Origin of the sequence: Candidatus Pelagibacter sp. HIMB1509 (genome assembly GCF_052047855.1) — a bacterium.
Taxonomy (GTDB): domain Bacteria; phylum Pseudomonadota; class Alphaproteobacteria; order Pelagibacterales; family Pelagibacteraceae; genus Pelagibacter.
In genome coordinates this window covers 1-24,320 of the sequence record NZ_JBNAIU010000001.1, presented here as the reverse complement: position 1 = coordinate 24,320, position 24,320 = coordinate 1, and the positions used below count along the sequence as shown (strand labels likewise).

Sequence of the window (24,320 nt, the reverse complement as noted above, 5' to 3'; positions counted from 1 at the left end):
AAAATCATGACCAATAAATCAAGAGTCGAAAAAAAATTTTTACTCAAAAATACAAATTATTTTTTTCAATATTTAAATAAAAACTCCTATTCTAGTTTATATAAAGATAGAAATATCCTAAGCATTTATTATGATAATAATACTTTAGAATCCTTAAATGATGCGGAAGAAGGCACTAGACCAAGAAAAAAAATTAGATTAAGAAAATATCTTAATATTGGTTATAATAATTTTCCTACAACTTTAAATAATTTTTTTGATGAAAAATTTATTTTAGAAAAAAAAATAACTACTTTTTCATCAAATTTTAAAACTAAACAATCAGTAATGTTCGGTCAAAAATTTTTAACATTAAATGATGATCAATATAATATTATAAAACCAGTCTCATTAGTTTTTTATAGTAGAAAGTATTTCGGTACAAAAACAGATAGAGTGACATTTGATTTTAATATAAAGTTTTTTAAATTAGATAATAAACACAATATAAGATTAAATAAGATTGAAAATAATTATATAGTTGAGTTTAAAAGCTCAGACCAAAATTTCTTTGGCTCATGGAATAAAATAAATTTTTTATCAACACGATATTCAAAATACATTTCTTCTTTAAAAATTTAATGTATAAATAATTGATGAGTTTAATAAAGACTAATAAATGTAGGTTTTGTAATTCAAAAAATATTCAAAAAATTAAGATAAATAACTCTACTAAAAATTTTTATGTAAAAGCAATAATTTCTGATTTAAATTTATCAATAAATAAATTTAAATCTATCAAGACTTATGAATGTAAAAATTGTAATTTAATTTTTAATAATCCATGGTTTAAAGAGGAGATATCTAGAAAAATATATAGTAATATTTATGGACAACATCACAATAATTGGCAAAATTTAATAAATTTTGTAAATAAAAAAATCTTACCAGATCATGGTAAATTGTTTTCACTTTTAAATCAAAATATTAAAATTAATCATTATGCTGAATATAACAGTCCATTTATGGGATTATTTTTAAATTTTTTCAATAAGGATATAAAAAATAAAAAAAAAAATTATAAAGATTTAAATAAAAATATTATTCAATATTTAGCTTCAAGACAATTAGCAGGTTCATCGAAAAAGAAAAAAAAGCAATCAATTATTAAATCAAGGTCTTACTTATTAAAAGTAAATAAATTAAAGAAAAAATATTCGAATATGCATAAAATAAAAAATAAAATTTTGTTTTATGATCAATCATATCTTAATTGGGGAATTAATGATAATTTTAAGTCAGTTAATAGTAAAGCTTATGCCCAAGAAATTTTTGATTTAAATTTATTTGATATAAATTTTTTTAACAAAAAAAAAAAATTTGATTTAATAGGTATATTCCACAGTTTAGACCATTGTGATCAACCGAAGAAAGTTTTAGAAAAAGTTTTAAAAATTAGTGACTATATAATTATCCATTGTCATGACGTGTCAAAATCTTTAAATAATCAGCATTCATTTGGTTTTACACCTCAATTTTTTAATAATTTAATAAAAAGAAAAATATATACGTTGGATTTAACAAATAAAATCGGACTAAATAAGCAAAACGAACTATATATTTTGTGTTCAAATGAAAAAAAAAAGTTAGAAAGCTTTAAAAAAAATATTAATAAAAAATTAAATTAAACTTAACCAATTTAATGAGAGAAATAATAAAAAAAATAAAAAATAGAAAATTAGTAATAGGTGTTATAGGATTAGGCTATGTAGGTTTGCCATTAAGTATACTGTTTGCAAAAAAAAAATTTAAAATAATTGGTTTCGATATTGATAAAAAAAAAATAAAATCTTTATGCAATCAAAGAAGCTATATAGAAAGAATAAGTAAATCTGATATTAAAATCTTGTCAAAGAGTTCAAGTTTTACATCAAACTTTGGGCTTATTAGTAAATGTGATGTAATAATTATTACTGTTCCTACTCCTCTTACAAAAAATCAATTACCTGACCTGCATTATGTAAAAAGCTGTTTAAAACAAATATTTCCTTTTATAAAAAAAAACCAAACAATAATACTCGAAAGTACAAGTTATCCAGGTACTACTAGAGAATTAATTGGAAATAAGTTGAAGTCAAAATTTCATATAGGCAAAGAATTATTTGTTGGATTTTCTTCAGAAAGAATAGATCCAGGTTTAAATGAAGATAAAATTCATTTAGTTCCAAAAGTAGTAAGTGGATACTCTGACAAATGTTTAAAAATAGTAAGTGAAATTTACAGATCAATTTTCAATTCAGTTGTGAAATCTGAAAGCTTAGAAGTTGCTGAGTTTTCAAAACTTCTTGAAAATGTTTATAGATCCGTAAATATTGGATTTATAAATGAGATGAAAATGATTGCTGATAAAATGCAATTAGATATTTTTGAAATAATTAAAGTTTCCTCAACAAAGCCATTCGGCTTTAGAACTTTTCATCCAGGGCCAGGCATAGGTGGGCATTGCATACCTATTGATCCTATGTATTTATATTGGAAATCTAAGCAATTAAATTATAATGCAGAATTTATAAAACTTTCAAAAGAAACAAATTTTAAAGTTTTAAATTTTGTAGTTAAGAAAATTAATAAACTGCAAAAAAAAATAAAAATTCCTTCAAAAAAAATTAAAATTTTAATTCTAGGTATGTCTTACAAGAAAAATCTAGATGATATCAGAGAGTCTTCATCTATTAAATTAATTAAAAAACTCTTAAATTTAAATTTTAGATATGTTGATTATTCTGATCCTCATATTTCAAAAACAAATATAAATAGTATAAATTATAAAAAAAAAAGTATTAATCTAACTATAAAAAATTTAAAAAAATATCATATTACATTATTAATGACTGATCATGATAAGTTTAATTATAAAAAAATATATCAATATTCAAATACTATAATTGACTGTAGAGGAAAGTTTAAAGTTGGAGATAAAGTAATTAGAGCATAATTACAAAATTAAAGATGTTAGTTTCTATAATTATTACAAATCACAATTATTCAAAATTTATTCATAGATGTGTTAGAAGTTGTTTATTTCAAAATTTTCCATCAGAAAATTATGAGGTAATATTCATAGATGATGCTTCAACTGATAATTCAATATCTGAAGCAAGAAAATTTTTAAATTTTGAAAATTTTAGAATTATTTCTAATAAAAAAAATCTAGGTGTTGCTAAATCCTCAAATATTGGATTTAAGAGTTCAAAAGGTAAATATGTCGTAAGAGTTGACGCCGATGATTATATAAATAAAGAATTTGTAAGAATACTTTATCAATCTCTTGTCATGAACCCAAAAAATTTAGGGTCAGCATGTGATTATTTTTTAGTTTCTGAAAAAGAGCAAAAAATAAAATATGTATCAAGCTATATTAAACCAATTTCATGTGGAGTAATGTATAACAAATATATTTTGTCAAAATATAATTTTTATAACCCGAAATTTAGACATAGAGAAGAGGAGGAGCTTAGAACAAGAATTGGTGAAAATTATACAATTAAAAATATTAATTTACCTCTTTACAGATATAGAATTCATGGATCAAATAAAACTGAAACTAACGAATATAAAAAAACTTTTAAAGAAAAAATACATAAAATGAAAATTAAAAATTTGAATTTAAAAAATAAAAAAATTTTAAATAATATAGTAGCAATTATTCCTGCTAGAGGTGGATCAAAGAGATTAAAAAATAAAAATGTTTACAAGGTTAAAGGTAAACCTATGATCGAATGGGTTTTAAATGCAGCAAAAAATTCATACTTTATTAACGATATATATGTATCGTCAGAAAATAAAAATATTTTAAAAATAAGTAAAAAAAATAAAGTAAAAGTTATTAAAAGACCAAAAAACTTAGCAGATAGTCTTACACCTAAAATTGATGTAATTAGAGATTCTTATTCGAGACTAAAAAATAAACCATCAATAGTTTTAAGTTTACAAGCTAATTCTCCTAACATGACAGGAGATGATATTGATAATGCAATTTACCATTTGTTAAAATATGACTTATCAGAAGTAATGTCGGTTGATGAGAACAATGTCTCTAATGGAGCTATTAGAGTAATGAAAAAAGAAATGGTTTTTTATAATGGATTGAGTGTATATAATGGTTTTATTAAAACAGCTATTGCTGATATTCACACAAAAAATGATGTAATTAAACTTTTAAAAACATGGAAATAAACAACAAACAAAGAAAAGTCAAAATAATAGCAGAGGTTCATCCTCAATTTTTTGGTTCAATGAATGAACTAGAGAGAATGATAATGATGTGTAAACTTGGAGGTGCCGATTGTGTAAAAGTACAATTATACAACTCAAAAGAATTATTTGATAATAATGATAGAGACTTTTTAGAGATTAAAGAGGATGAATTAATTCAAATAAAAGAAACTTGTGATAACTACAAAATAGAACTAAGTGCATCAATTTTTGGTCATGATCAACTAAATTGGTGTGAAAAAATAAATATGCAAACATTAAAAATCGCAAGTAGAACTGTCACAGAAGATGTAAAGCTTTGCAAGGAAATAATTAAATTAAATAAAGATACTATAATTTCACTTGGTATGTTTGATTATGAAAAAAATAAATTACCTTTCAATGCAAAAAATATTCAATATCTTTATTGTGTATCAAAATATCCAACTGAATTAGGTTTAATAAATATGCCAGATTTTGATAATAGCTTCTTTGATGGATTTAGTGATCATACCTACGGTATTTCTGCTGCAGTATATGCAGCTTCAAGAGGTGCAAAAATTATTGAAAAACATTTTTCGACAAATAAAGCCCAAAATGTTGAAACACAAAAAGGGCACTTAGGGTCTATGGATTATGATGATCTTTTAAAATTAAGAAAAATGGTAGATGATATTACTTTAATTCGATCTAAGTAAAATTTAGATGTGTGGTTTTTTTTCATTAATTAAAAAAAAAAATTTTGTTGACCCAAAAAGATTTGAAGTTTCATCAAGTTTAATAAAAAATAGAGGACCAGATGATAGTAAGTTCTATAGATCAAAAAATCTATTATCAAAATTTTTTAGATTAAGTATTCAAGATCTTTCCAAAAAAGGGATGCAGCCTATGGTCTATAATAACAGGTATGTCCTAGTTTTTAACGGAGAAATATATAACTTTAAAGAATTAGCTAGTAAATTCAATTTTAATCTTAAATCAAAAAGTGATACTGAAGTTTTATTAAATCTTTTAATTAAAAAAGGTAAAGATACCCCCAAATATCTTGAAGGTATGTTTAGTTTTTTTTTTTATGATGAAAAAACTAAAAAGGGCCTAATTTGTAGAGATCGATTTGGAATAAAACCACTATATTTTTACGATCATAAAAATTTTATTCTCATTTCCTCAGAAATTAAACCAATTTTAAAGTATATTAAAGACACAAGATTAGAAGACAAATCAATTGTTGATTATTTTTTTTTTAGTAGCTTAGATCATTCTGATAAAACATTTTTTAAAAATATAAAATCACTAGAACCTGGATGTATAGCTGATATTATCAACCATAAAATCACAATCAGTAAGTATTGGTCTATCGAAAATACTAAAGTTAAATTAGAAAAAAAATTTTCTGATCGTGTGGAAAAAGTTAAATTTTTAATCACTAACTCGATTAAAAAACATCTAATTTCAGATAGAGATGTTGTTTTATCAATGAGTACAGGCACAGATAGTACTAGCTTGGCTTTTCTAATGAATAAGTACAAAGGAAGTAGATTGAATACTTATACATACAGTTTTGCACAAAAAAAAAATGAGATTGATAGTATAAGCCAGATTTCTAATTATATAGACATTAGCAATAAGGAGGTGAGAGTAACACACAATGACTTTATCTTAAATTTTGAAAAATTGACCTCTGTTCTTGAATCTCCATTCACTTCATTGAGAATTCTTGGACAATTTTTACTATACAAAAAAATGAGCCTAGATGGTTATAAAGTAGCAATAACAGGTGATGGTGGAGATGAAATGTTGGGGGGTTATGATTATAATGTTCCTCATTTAATTAGAGACAAACATCCAAAAATTTTAAGTAAAAAGTTTATGAATGAATTAGAAAAATTTTCTTATACAAAAACTAGTTCTAAAGTAAAACAAATAAAAAAAATGATTAATTTATTAATTTCTCTAAGTTTTCAACATGGCACAACATCCGATGGAACCCCTTTTGTTAATACTAATAATTTTAATCAAGATTATTTAGATAATTATTTAACAGAAGATTTATTTTTTTTTAAATATAATAAAAAATTGAATAATTTAAAAAACTCTCAATTTTTTGATATCAAGCATATAAAATTACCAAGAGTTTTAAAATATCAAGATAGAATGTCTATGACATATGGTATAGAATCTAGAGTACCTTTTTTAGATCATAAATTATTTGAATATATTTTTAACTTAGATAATGAGGATAAAATAAATCAAAATTACGAGACAAGATATATATTCAAAAAATCTTTGAAAGAATTAACAACTTCAAATATTAAATTTAGACAAACAAAAAATACAATAACAGATCCACAAAGCAAATGGCTTAGAAAAGAATTAAAATCATTTGCTTTAGATATTTTTAATTCTACAGACTTTAAAAAATTAGATTATTTTAATCATAAGAATTGTATAAAAAGTTTTGAAGATTTTTGTAAAAACAAAGAACAATCAAGTTTTCATTTGTTTCAAATATTATCATTTGCTATATTTAAAAATAGTTTTGCAAAAGATGTTTAAAAAAAAAATTTTTTACTCCAAAAGTTCAAAAATAATATCTGAAATAAATATAATAAATAAAAAGCAAAATATTAATGAGCTGAATAAAAGAAAAAAATTCGTCACCTTATATAACAAAGGTCAAAAAAATTATAATTGTATTATATGTGGTAGTAAATTAAGTAAAAATAAAGATTTTGAATTTCATAAAATTAATTATTTTTTTTGTACAAAATGTCATCATCTTAATGGCTCAAGAAAATTAAATAATAAAAAACTCAATCAAATATATAAGTCAAATATTAAAAAAAGTAGCATTTACTATAATAATTATTCAAAAAAATATAATAAAAGGGCAAAAGAAATTTATAAACCTAAATTAGATTTTCTGAAAAAAATTATAAAAAAACCAAATATATTGGATTTTGGATGCGGTGCAGGTCATTTTATAAGCGCTTGCGATAAAGAAAATGTAAATTGTATAGGAGCAGAAATTGATAAAAATTTAATTGAACTAGCACCTTTAAAAGTTAAAAAAAAAATATTATTTAGAAAAACAAATTCAGAAATTATAGAAAAAATTAATCAAAATAAAATAAATTGCATATCTTTAATCCATGTAATTGAACACCTAGAAGATCCTTATAGTGTAATTAATTTGTTTAAAGAATCAAAAGCGAAATTCCTATTGGTAGCAGTTCCTTTGTTTGGGTATGGTGTAATTATTGATTTATTATTTAAACATCTAAATCCAAGAACTATCGGTGGAGGACATTTTCATTTATTTACAAAGAAATCACTAAATTATTATTTAAAAAAAACAAAACTTAAAATTAAGGGAGAATGGTGGTTTGGTAGCGACGCTTATGACTTGTACAGAAACACAATCTTAAATTTAACAAATAAAAAGAATATCAAAAATAAAGTTTTTATAAATTATTTAGATAATATTATGTTAAAACCTATGGATAATTATCAAAATCAAATAGATAACTCAAAAAGCTCGAGTGATATACATCTGGTTATTTCAAAATAAAAGTAAATTCAAAAATGTATAAAATTATTAAAAATGTAGTTGCCCTTAATTTTTTAAATTTCAAAAATTTGATTCAAAATATAAAAATTAATCACAGAGACAAAAAGGAGATACTAATTGAGTTTCAACTTCATAGTAGCATGATGATTGTAATTAATTTTATAATAGCAATACTTATATCATATAAATATAAAGTTACTTTTTTTTACTATAGTCAACTTGACAATAAATATAAAAATTTTTTGTTCAAAATTTCTTATTTTATGTTTTTGAAAAACTTTAAAAAATTTAATTTTAATTACGTAAATTTATATGCAGAAAAAAAAAATGATAATATAAATTTAGCTAAAAAAATTTACAAAAAAATTAAAAATAAAAATCATCTTAATAATTTAACTTATAAAAACCATAATATTGGAAAATTTATATATCAATCATATTGTAGAGAATTAAATCAACCAACAGTAATTTTGAAAGATGAAAAAATAGTATATTTTATTAGTGAAGCTATAAATTATGTAGATCATTTAACAAATTTTTTTGAAAAAAATAAATTTAAAAAAATGATAATCTCACATACTATTTTTATAAGATATGGAATTTTAGCCTCTGTAGCAAAAAGATTTAATTGTAAAATTTATATTCTTTTTCCAGGAAATAATGATGGTTTATTAAATAAATTGAGACTTTTAAAAATTAATAAATATTTACAGCAATGTGAAAGCTATTGGTTATTTAGAAAAGATTTTACTAAGCTTAAAAACAAAAAAAAAATATTTGAAATATCAGAAAAAAATTTACATCAAAGAGTTTTTAAAGGAAAAAGGGAAGCTAAAACTATGTGGGGAAAAGTTACCCCATATGAAACAAAAAACATATATAAATTTAATTCAAGTAAACCAAAAATAATTATTTTACCATCATGTTTTTTTGACTCTGTAAATTTCTTCAGATATTCATTGTTTATTGATTGCTATGAATGGTTGGATTTTGTGCTCAGTTATGCCCAGAAAACAGATTTTGATTGGTACATTAAGCCCCATCCTGATGGTAAAGTTGGTAATGAAGAAATTTTAAAAAAATTGAAAAAAAAATATCCTTTTTTAAAAATTTTAAATAGGGAAGTATCTAATTATTCTTTTAAAAAATATAAATTTTGTTCTATGTTTACCTGGAGAGGATCAGCAATAGGCGAATTTACATATATGAATATTCCATCAGTAGCTGCTTCAGACAATTTTCATATTAGTTATGAATTTGGAAGACCAGCAATAAATAAGAAAATGCTAAGAGATAAAATACTTAATGCAGATAAACTTAAGTTAAAATATAAAAAAAATGATCTTTTAGAATTTAACTATATGTATAATTTTGATGCTTCTAGAGACTGGAAGGTAAAAAATTTTTTTTCAAGAAAGATACCAAGCAAAATTCAGAAATATAACGAAAGTAATAATTTTTTTTCTGAATATTTAAGGAATAAATTAATATTAAAAAATTTGAAAAAAAAACATATTTTAATATTGCAAAATTTAATTGATTAAATGAAAACAAATAAAAGAAGATTTTTAAAAACATTTGAAATATTAAAATTCATATCAAAAGGAAAACTTATAATTATTTTTTTGATGATGCTATTTCACACACTTTTAGAAACTTTTTCTCTTGGTCTTATTTTGCCCATAATGACGTCATTTTTTCAAGATGACTTTTTTAAAATATTTCTTGATACTTCATTTAATAATTATTTTCAAATATCTGATCAAAAAGAATTTATTTCATTACTATTAATAATTTTGTTTTTTGCGTATATATTTAAATTTTTATTTTCAATACTTGTACTTTTTGTACAAAACAAATTTATCCTAAGCACGTATTTTAAAATATCAAAGAAACTGATCTCTAAATATATCTATAATAATTATCTATTTCATGTGAAAAATAATTTGTCGACTCTTATTAGAAATTTAAGAGATGAAACAAAAGGATTTATTTTTAACGTTGTCATGAGAATATTTAGTTTGACTTTAGATATTTTAATTTTAATTTTTTTTTCAATTTTCTTATTCTTTTATAATTTTGAGGTTACTTTAATTATATTTTTATTTATACTAGTGCTATCGTTCTTATATTTATTTATCGTTAGAAAAAAATTAATATTTATTGGGAAAAAAAGAGCTTTACTTGAAAAAATAAATATCCAAAACATTGTCGAAAGTTTATCTGGAATAAAGGAGATAAAAATATTAAGCTTGGAAAAATTTTTTATAGAACGTTTTTCAATAAATTTAAAAGATTATACTGAAATCCAAAGAAATTTTGCTATATTGCATGGATTACCAAGACAAATTATTGATGTTATTGCAGTAACAATTTTTATATTTTTTATTTTTATTTCTAACAAGCTTCTTTATGAAATGAGCGAAATATTAATTTTATTTGGCGTATATAGTGCTGCTGCATTGAAACTTATACCTATATTTTCCAGAATAATAATTTCTTTACAGCAGTATTCATTTAATTCACCCTCGGTTGATATTATTTATGAAGAATTATTTGTAAAAAATAAAAATACTCATTTACATGAATTATTATCAAATAATAATTTTAATGAATTGAGAGAAATAAATGATTTTAAGGAAATAAAATTTAAAAATGTTAGTTTTAAATACGAAAACAATAGTCAATTTATATTGGAAAATGTTAATTTTAGTATTAAAGGAAATTCACATATAGGTATTTTTGGTCCAAGTGGCTCGGGCAAAAGTACCTTGGCTGATTTATTAGTTGGACTATTAAAACCTTCTTCTGGAGAAATACTAATTGATGATCTGCCTTTAAAAAAAATAAATCTAAAAAGTTTTAGATCCATTGTAAGTTATTGTCAGCAGATACCATATTTATTAGATGGAACTTTAAAGCAAAATATTATTTTAGATAAAGATTTTAATGAAAGTAATTTTATTAAATCTCTAACCCTAAGTTCTGTAGATACATTTTTAAAAACAAGAAAAGGTAATACGGATACATTTGTTGGCGAAAGAGGTATTATGCTTTCAGGTGGACAGAAACAGAGAGTTTCAATAGCTAGAGCAGCATATAATCAACCAAAAATAATTATTTTAGACGAAGCAACAAATGCACTAGATAAAAAAACACAAAATTCAATATTAGAAGCAATAAAAAATAGAATACAAGCATGTATATTTATTTCTCATGACCAGGAAGTTTTAAGACATTGTGATGAGATATATGAATTAAAAGAAAAGAAATTAATATTGATAAAAAATAAATGAAAAAAAATATATTCAAGAATTTTATATTTAAGTACAGAACAACAGACATTAGATTAAAATTAAGATATTTAAAGAAAATTTCAGGAATAAACTTTTACCCAAACTATTTTGCCAAGTCTGGAATATCAAGTATTTATACAAGATTAATTTTTTTATTAATAATATTTGAAAAATTTTTTATTGATTTTAAAATAAAATATAAAATATTATTTAAGACAGAGTATAATTTCAAAAAAATAAAATTTATCAATACTTTTCCTAGATCTGGTACAACTTTTTTAAGAAATATTTTGTCTTCCTATTACGAATTAAAATTTAATAATGGTGACGGAATTCCAAAATATGATAAGTCAAAAGATAAATTTTTCTATAATGTATTTCATGAAAAAAATCTAATACCGATGAATATATTTAAATTAGTACATCAATGTTTGGATTTGAATGAATTTAGAAATTATTGGATAAAAAAAGATAATTACGATTATGATAACTTTTATATATCACATTATCCTATTTCCAAAGATGATTTAATACCAGAAAGAAGCAAAAGAAATCAGGCATTCTTAATAAGAAATCCAATTGATGCTTGCATATCTTATATAAAGCATACTTTAAACTTTGAAACATATTTAAAAAATAAAAAAGAAAAATATGATAGAAGTAAACTGGATAAATTATTGAAAAGATCTATAGAAGACTACAAATTATTTTTTAAATATTTACTTTCGATAAAAGCTAAATCTTATGTGATAAAATTTGAGAATTTGCTAATTAATCCCGAAAGATCATTAATCAATCTTTTTCATTTTTATAATTTAAAATATGAAAAAAAACTTTTAAGAAAATCTATATCAATAAACAAAAAAAAAAATTTTAAAAGACTAATTTATTCCGGTTCAAAAAATACAAATAGAATTTCAAATTATAAAATTAAAAATAAGGATTTGGTATATTTAAAGAAAATTTTAAAAAAAGAACTGAATAAAGAAATAACTAAATTCAAAACTTTATAAAATGCTATATTTTTTAAGAAAATTTTTTGTACCAATATTGAAAAATATACAGGGTAATTCTCTTCCAAATTGGAAAAAAATTAAAAGTAATTTTAATTCTATACCCAAATTAGATAAAAAAATTTTAATAGCAACTTCCTCTGGAGGTTTATTAAATCAATTGGTCTCCGAGACTTTATTTGCTAACGCCTTAAAGTCTAAGGGATGTAGTATTGAATTTATTTTATGTGATGAAATTTTGCCCGCATGTGTTGTATCTATGATTGAAACGTGTGATGAAAAAAAAATGCTTAATGGAAAGATCTCAAATCTTTGTGCAACATGTTTTAGCAGAGCAAAGAAAAATATTGATAGTATGGGATTTAAAACACACAAATTTTCAAAATACATTGACAAAGATCAAATCAGATCAATCAATCTAATGAATTTCGACGATTACTCGTTTAAAGATATAATTAATTATGAAATTGATAGTATAAAAGTTGGTCAGCATGCTTATAGCGCAACATTAAGATATTATGGTGTTGGGGATTTAGATGTTGAAAAGAATTCAAAAAAGATTTTAATAAAATATTTAAAAGCCTCAATCATTTCAAAAATAGTTTTTGAAAATTTTTTAAACACTGAGAAGTATGATCATATTTTAATAAATAGTGGTCTTTATGTGCCACAAGGTATATTAACAGAAATAGCTGGGAACAAAGGTATTTTTACCACCACATGGGAATTTGCATATAAAAAATTTAGTTATTTTTTTTCAAAAAATCAAACTTTTCACAACGCAGCTTTTTTAGAGCCAAATTCAAATTGGGAAAATATAGATATGAATCAAGTAATTCAAACTCGAATTGATGATTATTTGAAATCAAGATGGGAAGGTAATCAAGATAGAAAAATTTTTATCCAAAAGCCAAATTATGAAATCTCAAAATTCTTTGAGTTAAACAATTTTGATACATCTAAACCTATTATTGGACTTGCAACAAATTTAATATGGGATGCAATAGTTTATTATGAAGATAGTTTTTTTGATAGTGTTGAATGGGTTGATTATACAATAAAATATTTTCTAAAAAGAAAAGATCTGAATTTAGTAATTAGGATTCATCCAGCAGAAGTTCTTAAGGATAAGCCATCAAGACAAAGAATGGACTTAGAAATTAAAAAAAAATTTAAAAATCTGCCAGATAATATCTTAGTAGTACCTCCTGATAATCCGATAAGTACTTATAAACTTTTTGAATGCTGCAACTCAGTGATTACATATTGTACTAAAATGGGTGTTGAATTAACAGCCACTGGTATGCCTGTAATTGTTTGTGGTAATGGGCCTATCAAGAATAAAAAAATTGCTATAGATGTATCTTCGGAAGAAGAATACAAAAAAGTTTTAGACAATCTACCGCTTAATGAAAAAATTAAAGGATCAAAATTAGAAAGAGCAAAAAAATACGCTTATCATTTTTTTTTCAGAAAAACTATTCAAATTAAATCTCTTTATGAAAGAAAAAATAAATACCCAAGTATTGGTATTAAAAATAATTTATTTAAAAGTTTAAACAATAAGGAAGATTTAGCATTAGAAAAAATTGCTGATAAAATCATAAAAAATGAAGAAATTATATATAATGATGAAGATAATTTATGAAAGAATTATTAAAATTTTTAAAAGTAAATATGTATACTAATTTTTTTTTTTAATTTTTTTATTTTCTACTATTTTAATATTTAAAAACAAAGAAAATCTAATTTATAGTTTTAAGAAGTTATATTATAATGGGATTAATAATATATTTGAACCCGATATAAAAAAAGTTGTACAAAATTGTAGACTTAATAAAAATTTAAAAAAAAAAATAAATTTTAAAAGAGATTTTTTTTTTATAGCTGGACACACCTATGGTAGTATTTATAATCAAGAAGAAATAATATATCCTAAATTTTATTCTTGGCTTAATTCAAATAAAAATAAAATAACTAAAGGTTTTTTTGTTGGTGACTTTATTAAAAATTTTAATGAAGAAAACATTGATCAATTTAAGAATAAAATTTCCAATTTAAATTTTGATAAATTCTACGTACCAGGCAATCATGAGTTTGATCAAGATAATAAAAAAAAACTTTTTGAAAAATATTTTGGTAATACATATTATTCTTATCAAAATAATAAAAATTTATTTATTATCTTAAATCCTTATTTAAATAATTGGTCAATTAAAAATAAACAACTTATTTTTTTAAAAAAACAAATTATTGAATATCAAAAAAATGTAAAAAATATTTTTTTAATTTTCCATCCAACTATTTTTTTTGAGAAATACAATACGATCATTAAACCTAATAGCTATTATGGTTATAAAAAAAATAATTTTTGGACTGAAATTTATCCATTTTTACAAAACTTTAAAAATAACTTTTACTTAATTTCAGGTGACTTAGGAGCATATCCAAATAATCAAGAGTTTTTTTGTAATAAGAGGGAAAATATATTATTTATAGGTACAGGTATGGGTGGTGGTGTAAACGACAATCTGTTAATTTTTCAAAATCAGGACAATGAATTAATTTTTGAAGTAGTTCTTTTTTAAATTATTTAATAGTCTTTGCTCCATATAAATTTCCATACATCAAGAGCTCAACATTTTTATATTTTTGTATCTCTACTTCATTATCGTCAAAAAATAATTTTGATTTTTCCTCAATTAGAAAATCTTTATTGTTTTTGGTTAGTTTATGTTCGTAAAGATATATTTTAGAGGGTCCATAAGCTTTCTTTTTTTGATATGCTGAAATAGCAAGTTTATTGTTTTCAAGCATAATTCTTGTGAGTTTAATATTTGATAAATCTTTTGATGCAATACCAATAGCATTTTTAGTTATTACAATATCATTTCCTGTTAATATATTTTTTTCACCCGAACTTATCGCTTTATCTCCAGCCCCAGTAATATAAATATTTTGCATTTTTACATTACCACCAGACATATCAATAGCATCATTTTTGGAGTTTATAAAAGAAACATTTTCCATTACGCCATCTGAAAAATCTAAATCCAATGAATCACTTGATGAATTTTTAAATATCGTGTTAAATATTTTAAAGTCAGAATTAACAATATTTAAACTATCTTCACTTTTGTTATTTTCAAATATACAATTATCTAAAATTATTTTTGAATTATAAACATTTATAGCACCCAGAGTTTTCCTGTTTTTTTTTGAAATATTATTAAAATTTTCAAATGTTACAAAATTTAATATATTTTCATCAACCGTATCAAGAATTAAAATACCTGGACTAGAATTGTCAGAAGAGGAGATTAAAATTCTCTTATCCTTCTTTCCATTTAATATAAAGTTTGATTTTGAAATAAAAGTAGAGCCATTAACTAAATCAAGATGGTAACCTTCTAATAATTTAAATTTATAGTTTTTTGGTAAAAAAATATTTTCATTTATAACTGTTTTTTTCTTTCTAGGAACTATTGTCATATTTTTGTTATCTAAATAAAAATATTTCTCTAAATTCTCATCGTTGTAAAAATAATTGTTTAAATTTATTATATTTAAATCTTTTATTACAGGTGTTGAGCTAATATCTGCATTTTGTGAATTATTAATTTTAAAAAAAATTTCAAAATTTAGATTTAGGAAATTTTTTTTTCTTTCATTTTCTAAATTAATTTTATTAATTTGACCAGGATATATAATATAGTTTTTAAACTCTTTTAAAAAATTCTCCTCTGCATTAATTAATTTAATAATTTTTAATGGATATTTTGAATAATTTTCTATTTCTATTTCATTTTTAATATCGTTAAATCTACTTAATAATATTTTTTTTTCTGATAAGTGTTTTTGGATATGGTTTTGCTTAAGATACATATATTCTTTTGGAAAATTATATCCTGGATAAGATTTGTGTATGAATGATAGTTGTTTATTAAATAATTTTTTATTATTTTTAAAAAAATTATCCAAATAAGTTTTTTCACTTAATCGATCTAAGTTCTTAATATATGCATTTAAAAATTTTTTATTGTGAAAAAGTGTTGAATAAAATTTTTTGTAGAATGAAAAGTTATTTTCATTCTGAGAAAATTGTTCTATTGAAATCCAATCATAACTTGGCGGACCATCAACATATCTATATGAGTTGAATTCCCTTATTATAGGCTCGATTTCTAAAGAAATTGGATCTAAATAAAATAATGAATTATTTTCTAAAGCATGAAATCCGTCCATTAAATCAATCACTGCAAAATATTTTGCAAATTTATCTATATTAATATGTTTTATTAATTTCTTTGGATCTTGTATTGAATTATTCCATATATAATTAATATAATTTATTTGTTTTTTATTAAATTCTCCATTTTTTAAATATTTATTTTTATTAAAAATTTTAATTTTTCCATTGTCTTGATTATAAGAAAAAATAATACCATTTCTTTTGTTATTTCTTTCAATCAATTCTTTAGTTAAATGTTCCTCTACAGCATATGTTCCAAGGTTTTCTCCATTTAAAAATAAATTTACAAAAAAATAATTTATATTTATTAGCCCCTCTGTTTTTGACATGGTTTGACCAATTAATTCAGTTAAATAAAATCTTGATTTTGGCGGGAGAAGCTTAAATTCTGACATAGAATAAAGTGTTTCATTTTTTTTAACTTTAATTTTATATGCACGTTTTTTCTTATCTCCAATCATATCAAGTAAAAAACCTGTCGGGCTGACATCAACATTGAAATTTTCTTTATCTTTTTTTAACTTAGCATTTACATTAATCATTTGATCTTCTTGAGATATGTATCCTCTTTTTAATGCATTATTTCTTACACTTTCTAATTTAAGGATATTTTTAAAATTTATATCCAGATAAATATTATCTGGTTTAAAAATTAAAGATTTAAAATAGTTTTCTAAAAATGAAAATTTTTCTCTTTTAAGATCTGATATAAGTTCTTTGAAATGAGCAGCTGTCTGATTTTTTTGTAGTTTTGCACCTGTGTAAAGCAAATATAAACTAAAGGTACTTAGCAAAAATATTAAAATAAATAACAACAAAAATTTTTTTTTATCAAAATTGATTTTAATTATTTTGGGTTTAAAATCCTTAATTATCATGAGCTGGATTTCTAATTAAATATAGAATAAGAATCAATTATGTTTATTTCTAAATCTTTATGATAATTATTTAATTCTTTTGTAATTTTATCAATATCTTTTGCATCTTTTATTATGATATTAAAAGATAGTTCTTGTCGATTACTTGTTTGTTCAATTTTTTTTACTTCTATAAATTCTGAAAATTTATCTAAAATATTTATGATTTTACTAATTTCCAACTTTTCTTTATCATTTTCTGTACTTAAAATTAAAAATAATGATCCAGTTTTAATTTTATTATCTTTTACTCTTAAAAAATAAACAACTATTAAAATTAAAATTACTCCTAAGGTTGTTACCAATCTTTGATTAGCCCCCAAACCAAGACCAATGGCAATTGAAATAAAAAGATATGATAATTCTTCAGGGTCTTTAATTGCAGTTCTAAATCTGACTATAGATAGTGCACCAACTAAACCTAAAGATAGAGCGAGCGAAGACTTAACAATTGTAATAATGACCGTAGTTGTTAATGCTATATAGATTAATAAATTTGAAAATATTTTTCTGTTTGAAAGAGATTTGGCATAATTTTCGTAAAAAATTTTAATTATATACGCAAGGAACAAAGCAATAATTAAGTTTATTGCAAATTCGATAATTGAAACATCTGGTATTGAAACTGATTTAACTATTGAATTTAAGTTAATATCTAGACTTTTATCTTCCATAATTGTTTATAACATTAGTATTGAATAATTATATTATTTTATTTTCTAAAATTTTATTGACTCCAAAAACATACTTTGAATTTTTATCCAATCTTAAAGGTAAATATTTTATGAAAAATTGGAAATATTTATCATATTCCTTGTTATATTTAACCTCTAATATATGATATTTTTCAAAATGATTGACTGATCTTAAATAGTTTTTCTTTTTCTCTAAATCATAATAACGAGGAAAACTATCTAAAGTAATTCTAAAATACTGATCATTTGTAATAAAATACTTTCGATTATAAACATTTAATATTTTTGGCCTAATAAAGTTTACGTTAATATAATCTTTTATATTTTTTGATCTAATTTTTTTGATTAAATTTTTTTCATCAATTCCATTTTTTTCATCAAAAAAAAAATCATCCATCTCATAGAATTTTTTTTCTCCTAAGGTATTTTGTTTTATTTTGAATTCAAGTTTTGGGTTTTTAATTCTCCCAAAAGTTTGACCATACCATCGAGCCCTTATTTTAATCCTATCTGAAATTCCATCAATATTATCTTTAAAAAATTTAAAATTAATATTATCAAAATATATATTATTAATTATCCTACTATCAAATAATGTTTTAATGTTTAGAGGATGATTTTTTAAAAAATAATCAAGTAGATTTTTTTTAGAGTAGGGGATTATAAATTTTCTTTCAAAACGCATTTTATAAAGCTACTGTAGACTAAAATTATAAATAATTGTTTGAGAATTTTTATCAAAATTTGGATAATGCATTCCACTACTAATAATTAGTATATTAGAGCTATGTTTGTTGCTGTAAATAATCGGTGGAGCTGTACCAGGGCCTTCTAATTCTAATTCATGTAAAATTTCTCCATTATTTTGATTTAAAAAATATACTTTATTATCACTTGTTCCAGTCACGACTAGTATTTCTCCAAGATTACTTGCAAGACCACCGTATATAGGAGTTCCAATAGAACTTCCAATGGCTCTTTTCCAAAGTTTTTTACCAGAAACTAAATCTATTCCTACCACTTCTCCCCATGGTGGCTTAGTTGCAAATTTATTATCCTTGTTAATAAATTGTTTCCAATTATATTTAAAATACATTTCTGATTCTTTTAATATCAATTCATCCCAACTATAAAATAATTTTTTTAATCTATTTATTTCATTTTCATTTATACTTAAATTCTTATGTAATTTTTCTACATAATTTTTATTCAAAAAATTTGCAAAATTTTTATTAAAAAAGCTATGCCCTATTAAACTCGGTATATAATTATTATCTGAGTCCATTTCGCTGTTTTTTTTATTAAAAAAAGATGATTTAAACTCAAAATTACCATTTCTATATTTCCCATGACATGAAGAACATTTATTTAAATATAAATTTAAATCATCACTATTTGGAATCAGAGTTGAGTGTGTTTTTAACTCTACTTTAAGAGAATATGGAATTTTATTAACAGGTACAAAAAGCAATTGGTTTTTTGGATTTAATGACATTCCTGGCCAGGTTATTCCACCATGAAGTCCCATTATAATTGTCTCGCCTCCAAGTTTTGGAGGTACAAATTCACCCATATCAAAATAGTTTGTATTAAATTTCTGATTATATGTTTCAATTGTACTTTCATTAAAACTATTAATATCAAGATCTAAATTAATTAGGTTGTTTAATTTTTCTTGTCTTATTTGATAAGAAGCAGTTTGCTCACCTAGGATTTTTGATGGAGGTGATTTTTTATTTACTAGATTAAAATATGGGTTTCCATTATTTCGATCCAAAATGTAAATAGTTCCAGTTTTTGAACCAACTATTACACTTTCAAAAATTTCAGTCTCACTAATTTTAATATCTGTCAATATTGGTGGTGCTGCTAAGTCATAATCCCATAAATCGTGCTTAATATCCTGAAAACTCCAAATAATTTTTTTTGAATCTAAATTAATTCCCACAATGCTATTTGAATTATTATTATTTCCTTTCCTACCAATACCCACAAGGGCAGGTCGTGGATTACCAGTTACCACATAAATATTATTTAGTTTTTTGTCATAAGCAATTCCACCCCAAATTGCCCCACCTTTTTTAAAATTTTTATCTTTAGGGTGTACATTTATTTTGAAATTAACCATACCATTTGTTTTATTTACACAAATAATTTTAGCTGGTGCAACTGTTGCAAAACATATTTCATTTGTTTTAATAATTGGAGCAACAATTGTATTAATTTCTACATAACCATTATTTCCAAATTTTTTGTTAATTTTTCCATTTTTAATATCAATTTTATAGACACGTTTATTTAAAGGTAGATATAATTGTTTTTCTTTCACATCTATTGTTATTCCACGGGTATTAAGCTCAAATACAGTTCTGAGTTTCCAATTAACATTTCCATTTGAAGAATTTAAAGATAAAATAGTTTTATCTCCTGATAAAAGATATATTGAATTATCAAAATATATTGGATTATTTTGTATGCTAGTTAAGTGTTTATTATTACTTTTGTATTTCCATTTAAGTTTTATGTTTTTTATATTTTCAATATTTATAGAATTTGAATTAGAAAATTTATGATTTAAATTACCACCATGAGAACGATTCCAAAATTCAGAGTCATTTATTAAGTTTTTTTTTTCTTTCAAATTATTTTTTTTGTTTTTTAAATTTCTGAATAAAATTTTCTTATTTTTATCCTCATGTAATTGATATTTATTAAAATCTTTTAAATTTACATATTGGTAATTGTTTTTGTTTGTAAATTTCTCTCTGAATTGCATTTCAAATGGGGTTTTGATTATAATTTTTTTTATTGATTTTTTATAATTACTGATCATTTTCTTTTTACAGAATGAAAAAGTATCTACAAAACCGAAGTCTAAACTTGAGTGATAAAAATTATTTAAATTACAAACTTTTGAATTAAAATTTATTAAAAAAAAAACTAAAATAATAAAAAAAAGATATTTTTTCATCACCTAATAATTCTTCTAATTTGGTATAAAATTTTTATTAAATTTATTGGTAAATAATTAAATAAAAATAAAGTTTTTTTTTTTATTTTAAATTTCTTATAAAAATTATTATTAATTTCATCAGAATAGTAAATTTTTTTCATTTTTTTTGAATATTTTTTATTAAAAGTGTTTAAGGGAAAATTCTCTCCAACTTTAGAATGGGTCCCACTTTCATCGTAACCAATGTTTTTTGATAAAGGATTTGTTGGATTAATGCACAAACCTTTATTTTTGATAATGTTCCATATCCACCATACTTGTATTGAATCTACAAATTTAAGATAATCCAAAGTCATTGTTGTCAAGAGATCTTCGCCACCTTCAAGTAGTTTCAATTTATTTTTTTTATTTCTTAAAATTGATAGATGATTTTTATTTTGATAAGTTGATCTAAATTTTTTCCAAACCCTCCTCCAAGATGCTTGTCCCCAAGACATTGATCTTTTTGTTATGTAACAATCAAAACAATAATTTTTAGGCAATTCTATTTTTGTTGAAAAACCAGTAATATTCATAATATTTTTATTAAATTCAAAATAATTTAAATAGAATTTTGTAAATTTAATGTAATTTTTGTTCACAATAATATCGTCTTCTAAGCATATTACTTTTGCAAACTTTTTAAACATTTCTTCATAAGCTAAAAACCAATTTAGTGTCATTCCCAATCTTTTTGATCTTAAAAATATTTCATAGTTTTTTTTTTTATTTAATTTGACTAAAAAATTTCTAACATTATCTACTTGCTTTTTTGTTAAATTATTAGCCCTTAAATCGTAATAATCTTGAAAAATAAAAATTTTTTCATTTTTATTTATGTGTTTTCTTAAGGACTTAATACACATTTTTAGTTTATCTAATCTTTTGTAAGCAAGAATGCATACGCCAATGTTACTATGTGATAAAAGTTTTAAATTCATTATTTATATTATTTTTTTAATTTCACTTATTGATTGTTTAATATTATTAAAATTATTTATATTTTTTCCTCTCATTTCAATAGAAATCCATTTTTTGTAATTATATTTTTTTAGTTGAGAAATTACTTTCTTAAAAAATAATTTATTTTTAATTTTTTTTAAATAAGGTTCACTTAGATGTACATGATTAATTTCTTTAATAGTTTGTTTTATTATTCTATTAATTTTATTATGATTTTTATTTACTAAAATTTCTCCTGTATCTAAAATTAATTTAATATTTTTTCGATTAATTAATTTAACTAACTTATATGTCTCATTTATATTATTCAAAAAGTTTGATCCATAAATTTTAGGATTTGATTCCAAGCTTATAGTGATATCATATTTCTTAGCTTCTTTTGATAATAGTCTAAAAACTTTAATTGCAATTAAATTAGCATCTTTTTTTTTCATAGTTTTAGGAATATTTTTATTTTTTGGAGATCCAAATACCAAATTAGGTATTTTCAACTTATTTGCTAAAAAAATAATTTTTTTAAAATGAATAATAAATTTTTCTTGTTGATTATTATCTCCAAATAAAAAACATCCTTCTGTGTTATAGAATAGTGATTGCATAGAAATTATTTTGTATTTAAAATTTTTTATTTCATTCAAATTATTTATTAATTTTTTTTTTTTTGGTTTTAAGTAGTTATCATGATTATGAAGGAATAGTTTTGGGGCTATCTCTAGGCCTTCTATTTTTTTTGATATAAGGAATGGATATATTATTTTTCTTTCTTCAACTTTCCATGCGATGTTAGAAATTGTTAACTTCATAGTTTAAATATTTTTTTAATATTTGAAACAATTTCCTCTTTTTTGTATAAGAAATCTTTTCTTTTATCACCCCATAGATTCGCATGGACACTTCGCATTTGTGCATTATAAATTTTGCTTTGATTATTTTTCATAGGTCTTCCTGTGAACAATTTATGTATAAAATTTGCTTTAAGTGGGTAACATGAAGCATTTAAAACTTTTACATTATTTTTTAACATTAAATTAATATCTTTCCATAGATTACCTAAAAAATAATACTGAAACAGTGAGTTTTTATTAGTTAAAGATGCGGCATGCAGATTTAAATTAGATAAGTGTTTTTTAAGAATATTTAATTCATAGTTATTAAGTTTTTTTTTATTTAAAATATAAAAAATATCTTTCTTGCTATAAGCTTTATTAATTAGTTTAGTTAAATAATTTTTTTTTGTATTATTTAATAGTTTTTTGAATTTTTTTTTATCATAAAAATTAGGTACTGGATTTTTTAAATCATATAAAAAGTTTTTTTTAATATGTTTATCAAATATAGAAGGAAGTCTTATAACAAAAAAATTATCAAATTTTTTTTTACAAACTTTTTCCAAATATAATCTATTTTTACCATATGGAATTTTATTATTATATTTATTACTAGTTTCATAATTTTTATTATTTATATTTTTAAAAACCTGAATTGTTGAAATTAAAAAAAAATTTTTAGCTTTAATATTTTTAATATCATGCAGAAGTTTTTTAATATTTTGAAGGTCTTCTTTTGCATTTTTATTAGCTTTGATCATTGAGCCTCTAGCAGCACAACAAATTACCAAATCATATTTATTATTTTTAATATTAGAAATATTTTTTGAATTAAATTTATGAAAAAATTTTGTTTGTTTAGTAAGAGCAGACCCAATTGTTCCTGAGTATCCAATTAAGCATTTTTTTATATACATTGAATCTTATCTTAAAATATTTCTTAATTTGTAAGCTAAACTTACACATGTATTCCATTTACCTGACTGAACAGTAATAATCTTATTATCAATAAAAGTTAACTCATTTCTTCTTTCATGATCATTTTTTGAATTTTGTAAGCATCTTATTGTATAAAATGATTTTATATATTTAGCTTCATTTATTAATGGGACAAATTTTTTTGAGAATTTAACAAATTCTTTGAAGTTAGATTTTCGTAATTCTATAGAAAATTTTTTTTTAAGAAGCTTTTTTTTATTATTTTTAAAATATGGATATTTACTACTAATTTTCTCTATTTTGGATTGTTTTACAGCACTAAGTAAATGATATTTAGTACCAACAAATGGATCAAAATTTAAAAAATTTCCATCCATAATAACTAAACTTAAATTTCTAAAAATTTTAGGTAGGCTGACAACAATTTTTTCTATTAATTCATATTTTTTTTTTGATATTGTTTTATTTTTTATACCTAAAGATTTCAAAATTTCATTATTTCTAGAATAACAACATACAATTATTTTTTCATACTTTATTGATCTTTTTTTATTAAAAGTTGAATTTAAAAAAAGATTTATTTTTTTTTCATTAGCAATTTTTTTTAGAATAATTTTTTTTA

The 24,320-nt window shown here is 22.0% G+C and carries 18 protein-coding genes and 1 pseudogene; 11 read left to right on the top strand and 8 right to left on the bottom strand.

Going from position 1 to position 24,320, the window contains the following annotated elements:
- Window positions 1-6: 6 nt before the first annotated feature.
- Genes ACTTBO_RS00095 through ACTTBO_RS00045 form a run of 11 tightly spaced genes read left to right on the top strand, consistent with a single transcriptional unit; the run spans window position 7 to window position 13,761 of the window.
- On the top strand, window positions 7-621 hold the full coding sequence (locus ACTTBO_RS00095) for a VTC domain-containing protein (protein ID WP_440655594.1): 615 nt from the start codon (window positions 7-9) through the stop codon (window positions 619-621).
- Between the two features lie 14 nt (window positions 622-635).
- Window positions 636-1,667 (top strand): hypothetical protein, encoded by a 1,032-nt coding sequence (locus ACTTBO_RS00090; protein ID WP_440655592.1) that lies wholly within the window; start codon window positions 636-638, stop codon window positions 1,665-1,667.
- Between the two features lie 14 nt (window positions 1,668-1,681).
- Entirely contained in the window at window positions 1,682-2,974 is a 1,293-nt protein-coding gene (locus ACTTBO_RS00085; RefSeq protein WP_440655591.1) for a nucleotide sugar dehydrogenase, read from the top strand.
- Between the two features lie 14 nt (window positions 2,975-2,988).
- Entirely contained in the window at window positions 2,989-4,215 is a 1,227-nt protein-coding gene (locus tag ACTTBO_RS00080) for a glycosyltransferase (protein ID WP_440655590.1), read from the top strand.
- Window positions 4,206-4,931 (top strand): N-acetylneuraminate synthase family protein, encoded by a 726-nt coding sequence (locus ACTTBO_RS00075; protein ID WP_440655589.1) that lies wholly within the window; start codon window positions 4,206-4,208, stop codon window positions 4,929-4,931. The genes ACTTBO_RS00080 and ACTTBO_RS00075 overlap by 10 nt, the downstream gene beginning before the upstream one ends.
- A 7-nt stretch (window positions 4,932-4,938) precedes the next feature.
- The gene (asnB, locus tag ACTTBO_RS00070; RefSeq protein WP_440655588.1) at window positions 4,939-6,789 is read left to right on the top strand and encodes an asparagine synthase (glutamine-hydrolyzing); all 1,851 of its coding nucleotides are present in this window, start codon (window positions 4,939-4,941) and stop codon (window positions 6,787-6,789) included.
- Entirely contained in the window at window positions 6,782-7,804 is a 1,023-nt protein-coding gene (locus ACTTBO_RS00065; RefSeq protein WP_440655587.1) for a class I SAM-dependent methyltransferase, read from the top strand. The genes asnB and ACTTBO_RS00065 overlap by 8 nt, the downstream gene beginning before the upstream one ends.
- 14 nt (window positions 7,805-7,818) lie before the next feature.
- Window positions 7,819-9,348 carry a hypothetical protein gene (locus ACTTBO_RS00060; RefSeq protein ID WP_440655586.1) on the top strand — a complete coding sequence of 510 codons (1,530 nt, stop codon included), beginning with the start codon at window positions 7,819-7,821 and terminating at the stop codon, window positions 9,346-9,348.
- Window positions 9,349-11,100, top strand: coding sequence for an ATP-binding cassette domain-containing protein (locus ACTTBO_RS00055; protein WP_440655585.1), 1,752 nt, complete (start codon window positions 9,349-9,351; stop codon window positions 11,098-11,100).
- A complete protein-coding gene (locus ACTTBO_RS00050) occupies window positions 11,097-12,113 on the top strand; it encodes a sulfotransferase domain-containing protein (RefSeq protein ID WP_440655583.1) in 1,017 nt (338 codons plus the stop codon). The genes ACTTBO_RS00055 and ACTTBO_RS00050 overlap by 4 nt, the downstream gene beginning before the upstream one ends.
- 37 nt (window positions 12,114-12,150) lie before the next feature.
- Entirely contained in the window at window positions 12,151-13,761 is a 1,611-nt protein-coding gene (locus ACTTBO_RS00045) for a hypothetical protein (RefSeq protein WP_440655581.1), read from the top strand.
- A gap of 941 nt (window positions 13,762-14,702) precedes the next feature.
- Here ACTTBO_RS00045 and ACTTBO_RS00040 read toward each other — a convergent pair.
- The 8 genes and pseudogenes from ACTTBO_RS00040 to ACTTBO_RS00005 all read right to left on the bottom strand — a co-directional run.
- Complete coding sequence (locus ACTTBO_RS00040) at window positions 14,703-17,243, bottom strand: hypothetical protein (RefSeq protein ID WP_440655580.1); 2,541 nt, start codon at window positions 17,241-17,243, stop codon at window positions 14,703-14,705.
- A gap of 11 nt (window positions 17,244-17,254) precedes the next feature.
- Window positions 17,255-17,956: a DUF4956 domain-containing protein gene (locus tag ACTTBO_RS00035; protein ID WP_440655579.1), complete on the bottom strand. Its 702-nt coding sequence runs from the start codon at window positions 17,954-17,956 to the stop codon at window positions 17,255-17,257.
- 28 nt (window positions 17,957-17,984) lie between these two features.
- A complete protein-coding gene (locus tag ACTTBO_RS00030) occupies window positions 17,985-18,662 on the bottom strand; it encodes a VTC domain-containing protein (protein WP_440655578.1) in 678 nt (225 codons plus the stop codon).
- 9 nt (window positions 18,663-18,671) lie between these two features.
- Window positions 18,672-20,948, bottom strand: coding sequence for an outer membrane protein assembly factor BamB family protein (locus ACTTBO_RS00025; protein WP_440655576.1), 2,277 nt, complete (start codon window positions 20,946-20,948; stop codon window positions 18,672-18,674).
- Entirely contained in the window at window positions 20,948-21,910 is a 963-nt protein-coding gene (locus ACTTBO_RS00020; protein WP_440655575.1) for a hypothetical protein, read from the bottom strand. Before ACTTBO_RS00020 ends, ACTTBO_RS00025 begins: the two co-directional genes overlap by 1 nt.
- A 3-nt stretch (window positions 21,911-21,913) precedes the next feature.
- Window positions 21,914-22,735, bottom strand: a complete 822-nt coding sequence (locus tag ACTTBO_RS00015; protein WP_440655573.1) for a sugar phosphate isomerase/epimerase family protein — start codon at window positions 22,733-22,735, stop codon at window positions 21,914-21,916.
- Window positions 22,732-23,676 (bottom strand): sugar nucleotide-binding protein, encoded by a 945-nt coding sequence (locus tag ACTTBO_RS00010; RefSeq protein ID WP_440655571.1) that lies wholly within the window; start codon window positions 23,674-23,676, stop codon window positions 22,732-22,734. The genes ACTTBO_RS00015 and ACTTBO_RS00010 overlap by 4 nt, the downstream gene beginning before the upstream one ends.
- Window positions 23,677-23,682: 6 nt before the next feature.
- Window positions 23,683-24,320, bottom strand: a pseudogene (locus tag ACTTBO_RS00005) (amino acid oxidase); the annotation flags it as partial.

Bases quoted from the DNA above. Each gene is read 5' to 3' on its own strand.
- ACTTBO_RS00060 (WP_440655586.1), top strand. From the start codon at position 7,819: ATGTATAAAATTATTAAAAATGTAGTTGCCCTTAATTTTTTAAATTTC.
- ACTTBO_RS00090 (WP_440655592.1), top strand. From the start codon at position 636: ATGAGTTTAATAAAGACTAATAAATGTAGGTTTTGTAATTCAAAAAAT.
- ACTTBO_RS00015 (WP_440655573.1), bottom strand. From the start codon at position 22,735: ATGAAGTTAACAATTTCTAACATCGCATGGAAAGTTGAAGAAAGAAAA.
- ACTTBO_RS00075 (WP_440655589.1), top strand. From the start codon at position 4,206: ATGGAAATAAACAACAAACAAAGAAAAGTCAAAATAATAGCAGAGGTT.
- ACTTBO_RS00020 (WP_440655575.1), bottom strand. From the start codon at position 21,910: ATGAATTTAAAACTTTTATCACATAGTAACATTGGCGTATGCATTCTT.
- ACTTBO_RS00030 (WP_440655578.1), bottom strand. From the start codon at position 18,662: ATGCGTTTTGAAAGAAAATTTATAATCCCCTACTCTAAAAAAAATCTA.
- ACTTBO_RS00040 (WP_440655580.1), bottom strand. From the start codon at position 17,243: ATGATAATTAAGGATTTTAAACCCAAAATAATTAAAATCAATTTTGAT.
- ACTTBO_RS00055 (WP_440655585.1), top strand. From the start codon at position 9,349: ATGAAAACAAATAAAAGAAGATTTTTAAAAACATTTGAAATATTAAAA.
- asnB (WP_440655588.1), top strand. From the start codon at position 4,939: ATGTGTGGTTTTTTTTCATTAATTAAAAAAAAAAATTTTGTTGACCCA.
- ACTTBO_RS00035 (WP_440655579.1), bottom strand. From the start codon at position 17,956: ATGGAAGATAAAAGTCTAGATATTAACTTAAATTCAATAGTTAAATCA.
- ACTTBO_RS00085 (WP_440655591.1), top strand. From the start codon at position 1,682: ATGAGAGAAATAATAAAAAAAATAAAAAATAGAAAATTAGTAATAGGT.
- ACTTBO_RS00010 (WP_440655571.1), bottom strand. From the start codon at position 23,676: ATGTATATAAAAAAATGCTTAATTGGATACTCAGGAACAATTGGGTCT.
- ACTTBO_RS00095 (WP_440655594.1), top strand. From the start codon at position 7: ATGACCAATAAATCAAGAGTCGAAAAAAAATTTTTACTCAAAAATACA.
- ACTTBO_RS00065 (WP_440655587.1), top strand. From the start codon at position 6,782: ATGTTTAAAAAAAAAATTTTTTACTCCAAAAGTTCAAAAATAATATCT.
- ACTTBO_RS00025 (WP_440655576.1), bottom strand. From the start codon at position 20,948: ATGAAAAAATATCTTTTTTTTATTATTTTAGTTTTTTTTTTAATAAAT.
- ACTTBO_RS00050 (WP_440655583.1), top strand. From the start codon at position 11,097: ATGAAAAAAAATATATTCAAGAATTTTATATTTAAGTACAGAACAACA.
- ACTTBO_RS00080 (WP_440655590.1), top strand. From the start codon at position 2,989: ATGTTAGTTTCTATAATTATTACAAATCACAATTATTCAAAATTTATT.